This window comes from Pseudenterobacter timonensis (assembly GCF_900021175.1).
Taxonomy (GTDB): Bacteria; Pseudomonadota; Gammaproteobacteria; order Enterobacterales; family Enterobacteriaceae; genus Enterobacter; species Enterobacter timonensis.
Genome location: NZ_FCOP01000011.1, coordinates 1,235,533 through 1,251,035, shown reverse-complemented (window position 1 = coordinate 1,251,035; position 15,503 = coordinate 1,235,533). Strand labels below are relative to the sequence as shown.

At 55.2% G+C, this 15,503-nt stretch carries 11 protein-coding genes; 4 read left to right on the top strand and 7 right to left on the bottom strand.

The features are described 5' to 3' along the window. Positions 1–107: 107 nt before the first annotated feature. The 4 genes from ycaO to pflA all read left to right on the top strand — a co-directional run bounded on the left by ycaO (position 108) and on the right by pflA (position 6,546). Complete coding sequence (gene ycaO / locus BN3796_RS12165) at positions 108–1,877, top strand: 30S ribosomal protein S12 methylthiotransferase accessory factor YcaO (protein WP_061708585.1); 1,770 nt, start codon at positions 108–110, stop codon at positions 1,875–1,877. A 394-nt stretch (positions 1,878–2,271) separates the two neighbouring features. Continuing rightward, the gene (gene focA / locus BN3796_RS12160) at positions 2,272–3,129 is read left to right on the top strand and encodes a formate transporter FocA (RefSeq protein ID WP_061708584.1); all 858 of its coding nucleotides are present in this window, start codon (positions 2,272–2,274) and stop codon (positions 3,127–3,129) included. 51 nt (positions 3,130–3,180) lie between these two features. Beyond that, the gene (gene pflB / locus BN3796_RS12155; protein ID WP_061708583.1) at positions 3,181–5,463 is read left to right on the top strand and encodes a formate C-acetyltransferase; all 2,283 of its coding nucleotides are present in this window, start codon (positions 3,181–3,183) and stop codon (positions 5,461–5,463) included. Positions 5,464–5,805: 342 nt separating this feature from the next. After that, a complete protein-coding gene (gene pflA / locus BN3796_RS12150) occupies positions 5,806–6,546 on the top strand; it encodes a pyruvate formate lyase 1-activating protein (protein ID WP_061708582.1) in 741 nt (246 codons plus the stop codon). 35 nt (positions 6,547–6,581) lie between these two features. Here the strand turns inward: pflA and BN3796_RS12145 are convergent, their stop codons facing one another. The 7 genes from BN3796_RS12145 to rarA all read right to left on the bottom strand — a co-directional run bounded on the left by BN3796_RS12145 (position 6,582) and on the right by rarA (position 15,497). Then, positions 6,582–7,085, bottom strand: coding sequence for an anti-virulence regulator CigR family protein (locus tag BN3796_RS12145; protein WP_061708581.1), 504 nt, complete (start codon positions 7,083–7,085; stop codon positions 6,582–6,584). 123 nt (positions 7,086–7,208) lie between these two features. Further along, complete coding sequence (locus BN3796_RS12140; protein ID WP_061708580.1) at positions 7,209–8,357, bottom strand: MFS transporter; 1,149 nt, start codon at positions 8,355–8,357, stop codon at positions 7,209–7,211. A 263-nt stretch (positions 8,358–8,620) separates the two neighbouring features. Further along, positions 8,621–9,484, bottom strand: a complete 864-nt coding sequence (locus BN3796_RS12135; protein WP_061708579.1) for a dimethyl sulfoxide reductase anchor subunit family protein — start codon at positions 9,482–9,484, stop codon at positions 8,621–8,623. Between the two features lies 1 nt (position 9,485). Next, positions 9,486–10,100: a dimethylsulfoxide reductase iron-sulfur subunit DmsB gene (gene dmsB / locus BN3796_RS12130; protein ID WP_061708578.1), complete on the bottom strand. Its 615-nt coding sequence runs from the start codon at positions 10,098–10,100 to the stop codon at positions 9,486–9,488. A gap of 10 nt (positions 10,101–10,110) precedes the next feature. Further along, the gene (gene dmsA / locus BN3796_RS12125; RefSeq protein ID WP_061708577.1) at positions 10,111–12,555 is read right to left on the bottom strand and encodes a dimethylsulfoxide reductase subunit A; all 2,445 of its coding nucleotides are present in this window, start codon (positions 12,553–12,555) and stop codon (positions 10,111–10,113) included. A 214-nt stretch (positions 12,556–12,769) separates the two neighbouring features. Next, positions 12,770–14,062: a serine--tRNA ligase gene (serS, locus tag BN3796_RS12120; protein WP_061708576.1), complete on the bottom strand. Its 1,293-nt coding sequence runs from the start codon at positions 14,060–14,062 to the stop codon at positions 12,770–12,772. Positions 14,063–14,153: 91 nt separating this feature from the next. Next, on the bottom strand, positions 14,154–15,497 hold the full coding sequence (gene rarA / locus BN3796_RS12115; protein WP_061708575.1) for a replication-associated recombination protein RarA: 1,344 nt from the start codon (positions 15,495–15,497) through the stop codon (positions 14,154–14,156). Between the last annotated feature and the right edge of the window lie 6 nt (positions 15,498–15,503).

The following is a 15,503-nucleotide window of genomic DNA, read 5'->3' as shown; positions in this document are numbered from 1 at the left end:
ATAAGCATAGCCCACACTTTTATTTTCGCCGCAGCGGTCGCGAAGATAGCGCCTGCCACGCAAAAGCCGTATCATTGCGCGCTTTACGTACGATAAAAGTGACTTTCATGACTCAAACGTTTATCCCCGGCAAAGATGCCGCTCTGGAAGATTCCATCGCCCGATTCCAGCAAAAACTGACCGACCTGGGCTTTAATATTGAAGAAGCCTCCTGGCTTAACCCCGTCCCGCACGTCTGGTCCGTCCATATTCGCGATAAAGAGTGCGCGCTTTGCTTTACTAACGGTAAAGGCGCGACTAAAAAAGCGGCGCTGGCCTCGGCGTTAGGCGAATATTTTGAGCGTCTTTCCACCAACTATTTCTTTGCTGATTTCTGGCTGGGAGAAACCATCGCCAACGGGCCGTTCGTCCATTATCCCAATGAAAAATGGTTCCCGCTCACCGAGGATGACGAACTGCCGGAGGGGATGCTTGATGCACGCCTGCGCGCGTTTTACGATCCTGACGATCAACTGACCGCCGGTATGCTGGTCGATCTGCAGTCCGGGAATGACGAGCGCGGCATCTGCGCCCTGCCCTTTACCCGTCAGTCTGACCAGCAGACTGTCTATATTCCGATGAACATCGTGGGCAACCTGTATGTTTCTAATGGCATGTCGGCGGGCAACACCCGTAACGAAGCGCGCGTACAGGGACTGTCGGAGGTTTTCGAGCGCCATATTAAAAACCGTATTATCGCCGAGTCGATTAGCCTGCCGGAGATCCCGTCCGAGGTGCTGGCGCGCTATCCGGGCGTGGTGGAGTCGATCGCGAAGCTGGAAGCGGAAGGCTTCCCGATTTTTGCCTATGACGGCTCGCTGGGCGGTAAATACCCGGTGATTTGCGTCGTGCTTTTCAACCCGACCAACGGTACCTGCTTCGCCTCTTTCGGCGCGCATCCCGACTTTGGCGTGGCGCTTGAGCGTACCGTTACCGAGCTGCTGCAGGGCCGCAGCCTGAAGGATCTGGATGTTTTTACCCCGCCAACCTTTGACGATGAAGAGGTGGCGGAACATGCGAATCTCGAAACGCATTTTATCGACTCCAGCGGCCTGATCTCCTGGGATCTCTTTAAACAGGATGCGGATTATCCCTTCGTGGACTGGAGCTTCGCCGGCACCACGGAAGAGGAGTTTGCCACCCTGATGGCGATCTTCCAGGCGGAAGATAAAGAGGTCTATATCGCCGATTACGAGCACCTGGGCGTATATGCCTGCCGTATCCTGGTGCCGGGCATGTCGGATATCTATCCGGCGGAAGATCTTTGGCTTGCAAACAACAGTATGGGCAGCCATCTGCGGGAAACGCTGCTCTCTCTGCCAGGCAGCGAATGGGAAAAAGAGGATTATCTGAACCTCATCAACCAGCTTGATGATGAAGGCCACGACGACTTTACCCGCGTACGCGAGCTGCTGGGCCTGGCGACGGGCAAGGATAACGGCTGGTATACCCTGCGTATCGGCGAGCTGAAAGCGATGCTGGCGCTGGCGGGCGGCGATCTGGATCAGGCGCTGGCCTGGACGGAGTGGACGATGGAATTTAACCAGTCCGTCTTCTCGCCCGAGCGCGCCAACTATTACCGCTGTCTGCAGACGCTGCTGCTTCTGGCGCAGGAAGAGGAACGCCAGCCGCTGCAATATCTCAACGCCTTTGTACGTATGTATGGCGCCGACGCGGTTGAAGCCGCCAGCGCGGCGCTGAGCGGCGAAGCACCTTTCTATGGGCTGCAGGCCGTTGATAACGATCTTAAGGCCTTCCCTGCGCATCAGTCGCTGCTTAAGGCCTATGAAAAATTACAGCGAGCGAAAGCGAGCTGGTGGTCAAAAGAGAGCGAATAGCATTATAAGTTGTAGGCGTAGCGAATCCGCTGGGCTATATTACGGGGCGATTTTTATTGCCCCGTTTTTATTTTTTGGCGGCGCCATTTAATTGTAATAATAAGGTTAATCCAGGGTAAATATAATAATAATTACCCTACCCTTACTGTTACTTTTTATGAGGCTTACCCCATTTTAATTAACCGTTGCTGAGGAGGTCTGCCGAAATAATTCAACTCTTTTCATAACTTTTAAAATATATTTTCACTTGTACAATCAAGAAGTTACTCCGCATCTGTTGAAAAACAGTACAATTTGCGGGCCTATAAGCCAGGCGAGATATGATCTACATCAATTTCTCTTCTATAATGCTTTGTTAGTATCTCGTCGCCGACTTAATAAAGAGAGAGTTAGTGTGAAAGCTGACAACCCTTTTGATCTATTGCTCCCCGCCGCGATGGCCCAAGTGGCCGAAGAAGCGGGTGTCTATAAAGCAACGAAACATCCGATGAAAACATTTTACCTGGCGATTACTGCCGGTGTGTTCATCTCGATTGCTTTTGTCTTTTACATCACCGCCACGACGGGTACCGCCGCAATGCCTTATGGTATTGCCAAACTGATTGGCGGCATCTGCTTCTCGCTGGGTCTGATTCTTTGCGTCATTTGCGGCGCCGACCTCTTCACCTCGACGGTTCTGATCGTCGTGGCGAAAGCGAGCGGAAGAATCACCTGGGGACAGCTGGCACGCAACTGGCTTAACGTTTATGTAGGTAACCTGATTGGCTGCCTGCTCTTTGTTCTGCTGATGTGGCTATCCGGCGAGTATATGACCGCTAACGGCGGCTGGGGGCTGAACGTCCTGCAAACCGCCGACCATAAAATGCATCACACATTTATCGAAGCCGTCGCGCTTGGCATCCTCGCAAACCTGATGGTCTGCCTGGCCGTCTGGATGAGTTACTCCGGACGCAGCCTGATGGACAAAGCCATGATTATGGTTCTGCCTGTCGCCATGTTTGTCGCCAGCGGCTTTGAGCACAGTATCGCAAACATGTTTATGATCCCGATGGGTATCGTAATCCGCAACTTTGCGAGCCCGGAGTTTTGGACCGCTGTCGGTGCAACCCCGGAAAGTTTCTCTCACCTGACTATCATGAACTTCATCACAGATAACCTGATCCCAGTGACTATCGGGAACATTATTGGTGGTGGGTTATTAGTCGGGTTGACATACTGGGTCATTTACCTGCGTGGCGACAACCATCATTGATGGTTATCTCAGGCAGTAAATAAAAAATCCACTTAAGAAGGTAGGTGTTACATGTCCGAGCTTAATGAAAAGTTAGCCACAGCCTGGGAAGGTTTTACTAAAGGTGACTGGCAGAATGAAGTAAACGTCCGTGACTTCATCCAGAAAAACTACACCCCGTATGAAGGCGACGAATCCTTCCTGGCTGGCGCAACTGACGCGACCACCAAGCTGTGGGACAGCGTAATGGAAGGCGTAAAACAGGAAAACCGCACTCACGCGCCTGTTGATTTCGATACTTCCGTTGCATCCACCATCACTTCTCACGACGCGGGCTACATCAACAAAGCTCTTGAGAAAATCGTTGGTCTGCAGACTGAAGCTCCGCTGAAACGTGCGATTATCCCGTTCGGTGGTATCAAAATGGTTGAAGGTTCCTGCAAAGCGTACAACCGCGAACTGGATCCGATGCTGAAGAAAATCTTCACCGAATACCGCAAAACCCACAACCAGGGCGTGTTCGACGTTTATACTCCGGACATCCTGCGCTGCCGTAAATCTGGCGTGCTGACCGGTCTGCCGGATGCCTATGGCCGTGGTCGTATCATCGGTGACTACCGTCGCGTTGCGCTGTACGGTATCGACTTCCTGATGAAAGACAAATTCGCTCAGTTTACCTCTCTGCAGTCTGACCTGGAGAACGGCGTAAACCTGGAAGCGACTATCCGTCTGCGTGAAGAAATTGCTGAACAGCACCGCGCGCTGGGTCAGATCAAAGAGATGGCTGCTAAATATGGCTGCGATATCTCTGGTCCGGCTACCAACGCTCAGGAAGCTATCCAGTGGACCTACTTCGGTTACCTGGCTGCCGTTAAATCTCAGAACGGCGCAGCAATGTCCTTCGGTCGCGTATCCACCTTCCTGGATGCTTACATCGAACGTGACCTGAAAGCAGGCAAAATCACTGAACAAGACGCTCAGGAAATGATTGACCACCTGGTCATGAAACTGCGTATGGTTCGCTTCCTGCGTACTCCGGAATATGATGAGCTGTTCTCCGGCGACCCGATCTGGGCAACCGAATCTATCGGCGGTATGGGCATTGACGGCCGTACTCTGGTAACCAAAAACAGCTTCCGCTTCCTGAACACCCTGTACACCATGGGTCCGTCTCCGGAGCCGAACATCACCGTTCTGTGGTCTGAAAAACTGCCGCTGAACTTCAAGAAATTCGCTGCTAAAGTCTCCATCGACACCTCTTCTCTGCAGTATGAGAACGATGACCTGATGCGTCCGGACTTCAACAACGACGACTATGCTATCGCTTGCTGCGTAAGCCCGATGGTTGTTGGTAAGCAGATGCAATTCTTCGGTGCGCGCGCTAACCTCGCGAAAACCATGCTGTACGCTATCAACGGCGGCGTTGATGAAAAACTGAAAATGCAGGTTGGTCCTAAGTCTGAACCGATCAAAGGCGATGTTCTGAACTTCGACGAAGTGATGGAGCGCATGGATCACTTCATGGACTGGCTGGCTAAACAATATGTCACCGCGCTGAACGTTATCCACTACATGCACGACAAGTACAGCTACGAAGCCTCTCTGATGGCGCTGCACGACCGTGACGTTATCCGCACCATGGCGTGTGGTATCGCTGGTCTGTCCGTAGCGGCTGACTCCCTGTCTGCAATTAAATACGCGAAAGTTAAACCGGTTCGTGACGAAGACGGTCTGGCGATCGACTTCGAAATCGAAGGCGAATACCCGCAGTTCGGTAACAACGACGCTCGCGTGGATGACCTGGCGGTTGACCTGGTAGAACGTTTCATGAAGAAAATTCAGAAACTCACTACCTACCGTGGCGCTATCCCGACTCAGTCTGTTCTGACCATCACCTCTAACGTTGTGTATGGTAAGAAAACCGGTAACACCCCTGATGGTCGTCGTGCTGGCGCGCCGTTCGGACCAGGTGCTAACCCGATGCACGGCCGTGACCAGAAAGGTGCTGTTGCCTCTCTGACCTCCGTTGCTAAACTGCCGTTTGCTTACGCTAAAGATGGTATCTCTTACACCTTCTCTATCGTACCGAACGCGCTGGGTAAAGATGACGAAGTGCGTAAAACCAACCTGGCGGGCCTGATGGATGGTTACTTCCATCACGAAGCGTCCATCGAAGGTGGTCAGCACCTGAACGTGAACGTCATGAACCGTGAAATGCTGCTCGACGCGATGGAACATCCGGAAAAATATCCGCAGCTGACCATCCGCGTATCTGGCTACGCAGTACGTTTTAACTCCCTGACTAAAGAACAGCAGCAGGACGTTATCACCCGTACTTTCACTCAGTCCATGTAATGGATTTGACTGAAATCACGCGTTAAAAAGCGTACAATAAAGGCTCCACGCAAGTGGGGCCTTTTTAACACCCCCACCACAGTCTCTTTTGTCGACTATCTATACTGATGGGTAGCCGCCAAAACAGACTAAGAGCCTGTCCCATTAGGTCATTGTCGCAGTCATTTTGAACACCGACAGCGCGCAACAACCGGAGCGTACACAGAGTACGTAAGGATTGTGAGCTCTGCCCAGGTTCAAAACGGCAATGAAATCACTCATGGGATTGGCTCGTAAACACAGCCGGTTTGAGCTGTGCACGCACAGGCCCCCGGAAGGGCCGAATCTGGAGATATCACCGCAATGTCAACTATTGGTCGTATTCACTCCTTTGAATCCTGTGGCACTGTCGATGGCCCGGGGATTCGCTTTATCACCTTCTTCCAGGGCTGCCTGATGCGCTGCCTCTATTGCCATAACCGCGATACCTGGGATACCCATGGCGGCAAAGAGATCACCGTAGAAGATCTGATTAAAGAGGTGGTGACCTACCGCCACTTTATGAACGCTTCCGGCGGTGGCGTTACCGCATCCGGTGGCGAGGCGATACTGCAGGCCGAGTTTGTCCGCGACTGGTTCCGCGCCTGCAAAAAAGAGGGTATTCACACCTGCCTGGATACCAACGGATTTGTCCGCCGCTACGATCCGGTTATCGATGAGCTGCTTGAGGTGACCGACCTGGTCATGCTCGATCTGAAACAGATGAACGATGAGATCCACCAGAATCTGGTCGGGGTTTCAAACCACCGCACGCTGGAGTTTGCCAAATATATTTCGGCCAAAGGGATTAAAACCTGGATCCGCTATGTGGTCGTCCCGGGCTGGTCGGACGATGACGATTCCGCGCATCGCCTGGGCGAATTTACCCGCGACATGGGCAACGTGGAAAAAATCGAGCTGCTGCCCTATCACGAGCTGGGCAAGCATAAATGGGTGGCGATGGGTGAAGAGTACAAGCTCGATGGCGTTAAACCACCGAAGAAAGAGACGATGGAACGCGTCAAAGGTATTCTTGAACAGTACGGCCACAAGGTCATGTATTAAGAAAAGGCCCGGTGAAAACCGGGCCTTTTTGTATTCTATTTAAAGACGCCATTAATAATAGTTGTCACAATCGCCGTACTGAGCGCGATTAAGACCAGGTCATCACCCACCACCCGCCATTCATAGCCAGGATAAGAGGGAAGCTGCCCCAGCATAGCGGCTGGCACGGTTTTCTTCGCAATCCCCGGAGGAAGTGGTTTACCCCGCGCCAGGTTTTTTGCAATACCCGGCGGCAATGACTCATAGCCCGTTAAGCCATAGTTCAGCGCCAGATGACGGGCATGATCGAAACTCACGCGTACATCGACATCATCACTGACGCTTTTGTGAGATTTACCCGGGTTCTGGTGACCATTATTTTGTTTATTACTCTGGTTACCGGCGTTTCCTTTCCCATGATTGCCGCTATTGCCTTGTCCGCCACTGTTACCGTGACCACCGCCATTCCCGTTTCCAGGATTAGCCATGACCGGTGCTGTAGCAAACGTAAAAGACAACACTACTGCCAGTGCGGTAGTGGTAAAACGACGAGTAGACATGATCGCTGCCTTTTAGTGGTAGAACTCATGGGAATTATCGCCCAGGGCAATAAACAGACAATGCGTAAAACTCTTATATGTGATCGGGACAAAAAAGCCTGTCATCGACAGGCTTTTATTTAATCAGGCATGGGCCACTGGCGTGGGATGTTCGCCCGCTTTGCGCAGCAGCATTAAGAGGTAGATAAACGACACGCTGGCAATCATGATGAACAGGAGGTTATCGGAGAAACTTTGCATCAGCATGGCGGTAAAGGTCGGTCCTAACAGACTGCCGATGGTATAGCTCAACAGCAGCGCCTGATTCATCGCCACCAGCTGATGATGCTCTACTTTCTCACAGGCCCAGGCCATCGCTACCGGATAGATCGTAAAGCCCGCCGCGCCAAGGATAAAGAGAACAGGCGCCATTGCCGCATTGCTCAGCATGGCAAAGCAGCCCAGGATCACCACAAAGACCTGCACGCGGAGCACAAGCAGGCGGCCAAAACGATCTGCCAGACGCCCAATCGGCCACTGGCCTACAATTCCGGCGCTGACCATCACCGCCATCCAGAAGCCGATCCCGGCGTCACTTACCCCCTGGTGGTTGAGATAGAGCGGCATCAGGCCATACAGCGAGCCCAGCACGATGCCCGAAATAATGCAGCCGTTAACGCCCAGACGCGCCTGGCGCAGCTTCAGCATCGGCCAGACCGGCGTCGCCTCCTGGTGTTCGCTCTGCTGATTGACGATGCGGGTAAAGAGCAGCGGTAAAATAGCGGCCAGTACCATACCTGTTACCCAGGGCAGCACGCTCATCAGGTCGGTCGGCAGTTTGCTGACCATCAGCTGGCCCAGCACCGTTCCCACGTAGTAGATCATCATATAGGCGGCCAGCAGGCGGCCACGGTTACGGGAGGTACCGCTACACATCAGCGCGCTTTCCACCACGACCCAAATCATGGCGCAGCCGATACCGGCGATAAAACGCCAGATCATCCAGCTCCAGAACCCCACCATCATGCCCAGCCCCACGCAGCCGACGGCAAAGATCAGCGAAGCCAGATAATAGCTGCGGTTAAAGCCCATACGCTTGATGAGCTTGCCGGCAAGCAGCGTTCCCAGCAGGTTGCCGGTAAAATAAGATGAACTCACCATACCCACCTGCCAGGTCGGTAAGTGTTCATGGGCGAGCCAAAGCGGGACGAGGGTATTTAATACCGCAATCGCCAGCGTCAACAACAGCAGGCCACAGAGCAATAGCAGCACTGGCCGGGTATAGGTGGACATGGGTGATAACCGTGAGGAGGTTTTGATTTCGAGCGCATCATGCCACCGCCAAAAACAAAGTCAATCCATGCAGTTAGCGGCCTCGCACGATTTGCCAGGCGTCGATTTGAAAAACTTATCCTGCGAAGCGCCGTCGAAATATAAATCAGCTTTATATGCTTGTTTTTATTCAGCCAGTCCTGAGTTGCGTAAATAATTTACGAAGAAAAATTTCATAATAAAAAGCCGGGCATTACGCACCGGCCTTTTATTAAAGCGCGCCTTTAGCTGGCAATGGCGACGCCGACCGTCATATGCAATCCGTAGAAGACGCCGCGGCCAATCAGTTCGCCCGCCAGCGCCAGCACAAACGCCAGTGAAAGCAGCGGCAGCGCAGGCTGATAACCCTTAAGCTGCGGCAATACCCAGCAAAGCAGCGCGGCAACCAGCAATACCACTCGCCATGCCATCAGGGAGCCGTAAGCAGGCACCAGCGCAGAGGCCTGCTGGATCGCGCTATGGATCGTCGCCAGCTCAGCCCCCTGCATCAGAGCCACGACCGTGCTCACCACCAGCGCCAGCAGCGAGATTGCCGGCAGCAGACGCATCGCCCAGCCCTCTACGCCTGCCACCCGCAGCAGCAGATAACCCAGCAGCGGACCGCCGATAAACAGCGTCAGGAAGAAGCTCATCGTCGTCCAGAGGCTATACCAGGTCGGCACCGTGTCGATGGAGTTGTAGACCCGCGCCATCATCCAGACAAACACCAGCCCCAGCACCATGGTGACGATCAGCCACAGGGTACGCAGCCCGGCAGGGAGTTTTTTCAGCACGGCCAGCAGCCAGCCAAGGCCACCCACGGCAAAGAAGATCGCCCCGCTGGCAATTTCGTTACTCAATGACGAAGCCCCCACCCGGTTGAGGGAGTTGAAGGCGCGCATCGGTGAGCCCAGATGCAGCGTGGAGGCGATAAACCCGATCCCCATCAGCACCCACAGACCAAACATGCTGAGAACAACCCGCTGCTGCTGTTCCGCCGTCAGCCTGCCACGCAACAATGCCAGAGCCAGAACGATAAATCCCCCCGCCACACACTGCCCGAAGACCGTAAAAATCATCAGCGGCCATTCATGCCATCCGTTTCCCATCTCACACCTCCTTCGGGTTTGCCAGATAGCCGGTGGTATCACCCGTCGGGCGGCTGTTGGCGTTGGGTTTAATCACAATATTCGGCTTCGTAAAGTGCGCCGAGGGCAGCGGCGCAACCGCCGCCAGCTTGCCATGCTTCCGGCGAAGCTCCTCAATCGGCCCGAAATCGAGCGCCCGCAGCGGGCAGGACTCCACGCAGATCGGCTTTTTGCCCTCCGCCACGCGCTCATGACAGCCGTCGCACTTGGTCATATGCCCTTTGGCGGCGTTGTACTGCGGCGCGCCGTACGGACAGGCCATATGGCAGTAGCGGCAGCCGATGCAGACATCCTCGTTAACCACCACAAAGCCATCCTCGCGCTTGTGCATCGCCCCGCTGGGGCAGACTTTGGTGCAGGCCGGGTCTTCGCAGTGGTTGCAGGAGATGGAGAGGTAGTAGGCAAAGACGTTCTGGTGCCAGACGCCGTTGTCCTCCTGCCAGTCGCCGCCCGCGTACTCGTAGATACGGCGAAAGCTGACCTCCGGGGTTAAATCCTTGTAGTCCTTGCAGGCCAGCTCGCAGGTTTTACATCCGGTGCAACGGCTGGAGTCAATATAAAATCCGTACTGTGTCATGGGTTACTCCTTACGCCTTTTCAACCTGAACGAGATTCGTGTGGGACGGGTTGCCTTTCGCCAGCGGCGACGGACGTTGCGTGGTGAGCACGTTGATGCTGCCCGCCTGGTCGATGCGGTTTGCATCCGGGCTGTACCAGGCCCCCTCCCCCAGCGCGACAACGCCAGGCATCATGCGCGGTGTCACTTTCGCTTCGATATGCACCTCGCCGCGCCCGTTGAAAATACGCACCCGATCGCCATTGCTGATACCGCGCGCTTTCGCATCCAGCGGGTTGATCCACATCTCCTGGCGGCAGGCCGCTTTCAGTACGTCAACGTTGCCGTAGGTGGAGTGCACGCGCGCCTTATAGTGGAAACCGGTCAACTGCAGCGGGAACTTCGCCGCCAGCGGATCGTTATAGTTTTCGAAGCCAGGCGTGTAGATCGGCAGCGGATCGATAACATCCCCTTCCGGCAGCTCCCAGGTGGCGGCAATTTTTGCCAGCTCTTCGGAGTAGATTTCGATTTTGCCCGACGGCGTGGTCAGCGGATTGGCCTGGGGATCTTCCCGGAAGGCCTTATAGGCAACATGATGCCCTTCGGGATCGCGCTGTTTGTACATCCCCTGCTTGCGGAAGGTGTCGAAGTCCGGCAGATCGGGGATCGCTTTACGCGAGAGTTCATGAAGATGCCGCATCCACCCTTCCTGAGTACGCCCTTCCGTGAACTGCTGCTCGACGCCAAGGCGTTTCGCCAGCTGAGTGGTCATCTCATAGATGGTTTTACACTCGAAGCGGGGTTTAATGGCCTGATCGGTGAAGATCACATAGGACATGTTGCCGCAGGAGGCATCCAGCGCAAAATCCATCTGCTCCGAGGCGGTGCAGTCCGGCAGCAGGATATCGGCATATTTCGCCGAGGAGGTCATGTGGCAGTCGATCACCACAATCATCTCGCACTTCTTATCGTCCTGGAGGATCTCGTGGGTGCGGTTGATTTCCGAGTGCTGGTTGATGAGACAGTTACCGGCATAGTTCCAGATCATTTTGATCGGTACATCCAGCTTCTCTTTACCGCGTACGCCGTCGCGCAGCGCGGTCATTTCCGGGCCGCGTTCAATCGCATCCGTCCAGGTAAACATGGAGATGCTGGTCTGCACCGGGTTCTCCAGCGTCGGCATACGTTCGAACGGCACTTCATAAGAGCCTTCGCGCGCACCAGAGTTACCGCCGTGAATGCCTACGTTGCCGGTGAGAATGGAGAGCATCGAAATGGCGCGGGTGGCGATTTCACCATTCGCATGGCGCTGCGGTCCCCAGCCCTGGCTGATAAAGGCCGGTTTCGTGGAGCCGATTTCACGCGCCAGCTGAACAATACGCTCCACCGGAATACCGGTGATGGTAGACGCCCACTCAGGCGTTTTCGCCACGCCGTCGCTGCCCTGACCGAGGATATACGCTTTGTAGTGTCCGTTAGCGGGCGCGCTGGCGGGCAGGGTTTTCTCATCGTAGCCGACGCAGTATTTATCGAGGAAAGGTTGATCCACCAGGTTTTCGGTGATCATCACCCACGCCAGAGCGCTGACCAGCGCGGCGTCGGTGCCGGGACGAATCGGGATCCACTCGTCTTCACGGCCGGCGCCGGTATCGGTATAGCGCGGGTCGATAATAATCATGCGGGCATTGGATTTTGCACGCGCCTGTTCGAGATAGTAAGTCACCCCGCCGCCGCTCATACGCGTTTCGCCCGGGTTGTTACCAAACAGCACCACCAGCTTGCTGTTTTCGATATCGGACGGGCTGTTGCCGTCTGCCCAGCCGCCATAGGTGTAGTTCAGGCCAGCCGCAATCTGTGCGGAAGAGTAGTCACCATAATGGTTCAGATAGCCGCCGCAGCAGTTCATCAGGCGGGCAATCAGCGTCTTACCCGGCGGCCAGGAGCGGGTCATCGTCCCTCCCAGGGTGCCTGTGCCGTAGTTCAGGTAGATCGATTCGTTACCGTACTCTTTAATCAGCCTCTGCATCGTACTGGCGATGGTGTCATACGCCTCTTCCCAGCTGATGCGTTCGAATTTACCTTCGCCGCGTTTGCCCACGCGCTTCATGGGATATTTCAGACGATCGGGATTATAGACGCGCCGACGCATGGAACGACCGCGCAGGCAGGCGCGAACCTGGTGTAACCCGTCGTAGTTATCGTCACCGGTATTATCCGTTTCAACATAGCGAATTTCCCCGTCAACAACGTGCATACGCAGCGGGCAGCGGCTGCCGCAGTTCACGGTGCAGGCGCTCCAGACGACTTTTTCGGCAGCGGTGGAAGGGGCTATTGCCTGCGCGGCAGAGGCGACACGGGAGAAGGGCAAGCTAAAGGCGCTGCTGGCGACGGCCAGGCTACCTATCGCGGTGGTTTTCACCAGCCCACGACGACTTACCTCGGCGGCCAGTAAAGCATCGGGTGCTTTGATTTTCATAATTACTCGCTTCGATTGCTCACAGAAATAGAGGTATGGCACAAACGCTATATAGTTTTTTATATAACGTAAAAACGTTAACGCCGCGTTTTGTGCTACTAAACTGCGAGAGGAGTATTACTACTTCAGGAGTACTGGGTATTGTTTCGAGTCAAAACAAGGGGATAAAAAAAGCGCCCGCAGGCGCTTTTTAGAGTTAGTGCACATAAATTACTCAGCCGATGTGCGTTTGACCTTTCATGTAAGGACGCAGCACTTCCGGGATCTCAATGCGACCGTCTGCCTGCTGATAGTTTTCCATCACGGCAACCAGCGTACGGCCCACCGCCAGACCGGAACCGTTCAGGGTGTGTACCAGACGGGTTTTCTTGTCAGACTTGCTGCGGCAACGCGCCTGCATACGACGCGCCTGGAAATCCCAGACGTTAGAGCAGGAGGAGATTTCACGATAGGTGTTCTGCGCTGGCACCCAGACCTCCAGGTCGAAGGTTTTGCAGGCTCCAAAGCCCATATCACCGGTGCAGAGCGCTACACGGCGGTAAGGCAGGCCCAGCAGCTCCAGCACTTTTTCAGCATGGCCGGTCATCTCTTCCAGCGCGTTCATGGACTCTTCCGGGCGAACGATCTGCACCATTTCAACTTTGTCGAACTGGTGCATACGGATCAGGCCACGGGTATCACGCCCGTAAGAACCCGCTTCTGAACGGAAGCACGGAGAGTGCGCCGTCAGCTTGATCGGCAGGTCCTCCTCGTCGAGGATCTCATCGCGCACCAGGTTGGTCAGCGGCACTTCCGCAGTCGGGATCAGCGCGTAGTTGCTGCTGTCAGCCTCTTCTTCCAGCGGACGGGTATGGAACAGATCGCCGGCAAACTTCGGCAACTGACCGGTACCGTAGAGCGTATCGTGGTTTACCAGATAAGGGACGTAGGTTTCGCTGTAGCCGTGCTGTTCGGTATGCAGATCCAGCATAAACTGAGCCAGCGCGCGATGAAGATGAGCAAGCTGCCCTTTCATTACCACGAAGCGGGAGCCGGTCAGCTTCACCGCCGCGGCAAAATCGAGCCCGCCATGCATTTCGCCCAGCGTCACGTGATCGCGAACCTCAAAGTCAAACTGGCGAGGCGTGCCCCAGCGTTTAACTTCCACGTTGTCGTTTTCATCTTTGCCGACAGGTACGCTGTCGTCAGGAATGTTCGGGATGGCCAGCGCGATATCGCGAATTTCAGCCTGAAGCACGTCCAGTTCCGCTTTCGCCTGATCCAGCTCTTCGCCCAGCTTGTTCACTTCCAGACGCAATGGCTCAATATCTTCCCCGCGCGCTTTCGCCTGGCCGATGGATTTCGATCGAGAGTTACGCTCTGCCTGCAGATTTTCAGTTTGTACCTGCAGAACTTTACGACGCTCTTCAAGAGCGCGCAGCTTATCTACATCCAGCTTAAAGCCCCGGCGTGCCAGTTTTTCAGCGACTGCGTCTGGCTCGTTACGCAGCAGATTGGGATCGAGCATGCTTATCCTGTGCTTATCGAATTAAAAAAGGAAAAAGTGACCACAGCCTGCGGCCACAGAGATACTTGCCAACATTACCGCAACGATCGCGCTAACGGTAGCGTTTTATAGGGCTATTTTGATCCAGTCCGGCGAGCCAGGCGAGCTTTTCGCCAATCTTCCCTTCAAGCCCTCTGTTGGTGGGGCGATAATAGCGCGTTTGCGCCATTTCCTGAGGGAAATACGCCTCGCCTGCGGCATAGGCGTTCGGCTCGTCGTGGGCGTAGCGGTACTCCTGCCCGTACCCCATCTCTTTCATCAGCTTCGTGGGCGCGTTACGCAGGTGAACCGGCACGTCATAATCAGGCCGCTCGCGGGCATCGGCCATCGCAGCCTTAAAGGCGGTATAGACGGCGTTGCTTTTCGGTGCGCAGGCGAGATAGACGATCGCCTGCGCGATGGCGCGCTCCCCTTCCGCCGGGCCGACGCGGGTAAAGCAGTCCCAGGCGGCAATCGCCACCTGCATGGCGCGCGGATCGGCGTTACCGACATCTTCCGAGGCGATCGCCAGGCAGCGGCGGGCGACATAGAGCGGATCGCCGCCGGCGGTGATGATTCGCGCGTACCAGTAGAGCGCGGCGTCCGGAGCGCTGCCGCGTACCGATTTATGCAGCGCGGAGATGAGATCGTAGAAACGGTCGCCTTTGTTATCAAAACGCGCGCTGCGCTCACCGGCAATTTCGGTCAGCAGTTCAGGTTTCAATACGCGCTTGCCCGCATCATCCAGCTCGGCCATATCGGCCATCATTTCCAGCGTGTTTAGCGCCCGGCGCGCGTCGCCGTTGACCAGCTCAGCGATAGCGCGGCGCGTCTCGTCCGGCAGAACGATATCCTGACCGCCGTAGCCCCGCGTTTTATCTTCCATCGCCTGCGTCAGCACCTGTTCAATATCCTCCGTGGTGAGGGATTTTAGCAGGTAGACGCGGGCGCGGGAGAGCAACGCCGAATTGAGTTCAAAGGACGGGTTTTCGGTGGTGGCGCCAATGAAGAAAATGGTGCCGTCTTCAATATGCGGCAGAAAGGCATCCTGCTGGCTTTTGTTGAAGCGATGCACTTCGTCGACAAAAAGGATGGTGCGACGTCCCGCGTTACGGTTCTGCCGGGCGCGCTCGATCGCCTCGCGGATCTCCTTGACGCCGGAGGTCACCGCCGAGATGCGTTCGACGTCAGCACTGGCATAGCGGGCAATCACCTCTGCGAGCGTGGTTTTTCCGGTGCCAGGCGGCCCCCACAGGATCATGGAGTGCAGATGCCCTGCCTCAATAGCGCGAGGCAGGGGTTTACCGGGCGCCAGCAGATGCTGCTGGCCAATGTACTGCGCTAAATTTTCTGGCCGCATACGGGCGGCCAGCGGTTGAAACGCATTATCCGAAAAATCGAGCGACAGATTGCCCACTCAGGC

What these genes read in the sequence shown, in the direction of transcription:
- ycaO (WP_061708585.1), top strand. Translation starts at nt 108, where the DNA reads ATGACTCAAACGTTTATCCCCGGCAAAGATGCCGCTCTGGAAGATTCC.
- pflB (WP_061708583.1), top strand. Translation starts at nt 3,181, where the DNA reads ATGTCCGAGCTTAATGAAAAGTTAGCCACAGCCTGGGAAGGTTTTACT.
- pflA (WP_061708582.1), top strand. Translation starts at nt 5,806, where the DNA reads ATGTCAACTATTGGTCGTATTCACTCCTTTGAATCCTGTGGCACTGTC.
- BN3796_RS12145 (WP_061708581.1), bottom strand. Translation starts at nt 7,085, where the DNA reads ATGTCTACTCGTCGTTTTACCACTACCGCACTGGCAGTAGTGTTGTCT.
- BN3796_RS12140 (WP_061708580.1), bottom strand. Translation starts at nt 8,357, where the DNA reads ATGTCCACCTATACCCGGCCAGTGCTGCTATTGCTCTGTGGCCTGCTG.
- BN3796_RS12135 (WP_061708579.1), bottom strand. Translation starts at nt 9,484, where the DNA reads ATGGGAAACGGATGGCATGAATGGCCGCTGATGATTTTTACGGTCTTC.
- dmsB (WP_061708578.1), bottom strand. Translation starts at nt 10,100, where the DNA reads ATGACACAGTACGGATTTTATATTGACTCCAGCCGTTGCACCGGATGT.
- dmsA (WP_061708577.1), bottom strand. Translation starts at nt 12,555, where the DNA reads ATGAAAATCAAAGCACCCGATGCTTTACTGGCCGCCGAGGTAAGTCGT.
- serS (WP_061708576.1), bottom strand. Translation starts at nt 14,062, where the DNA reads ATGCTCGATCCCAATCTGCTGCGTAACGAGCCAGACGCAGTCGCTGAA.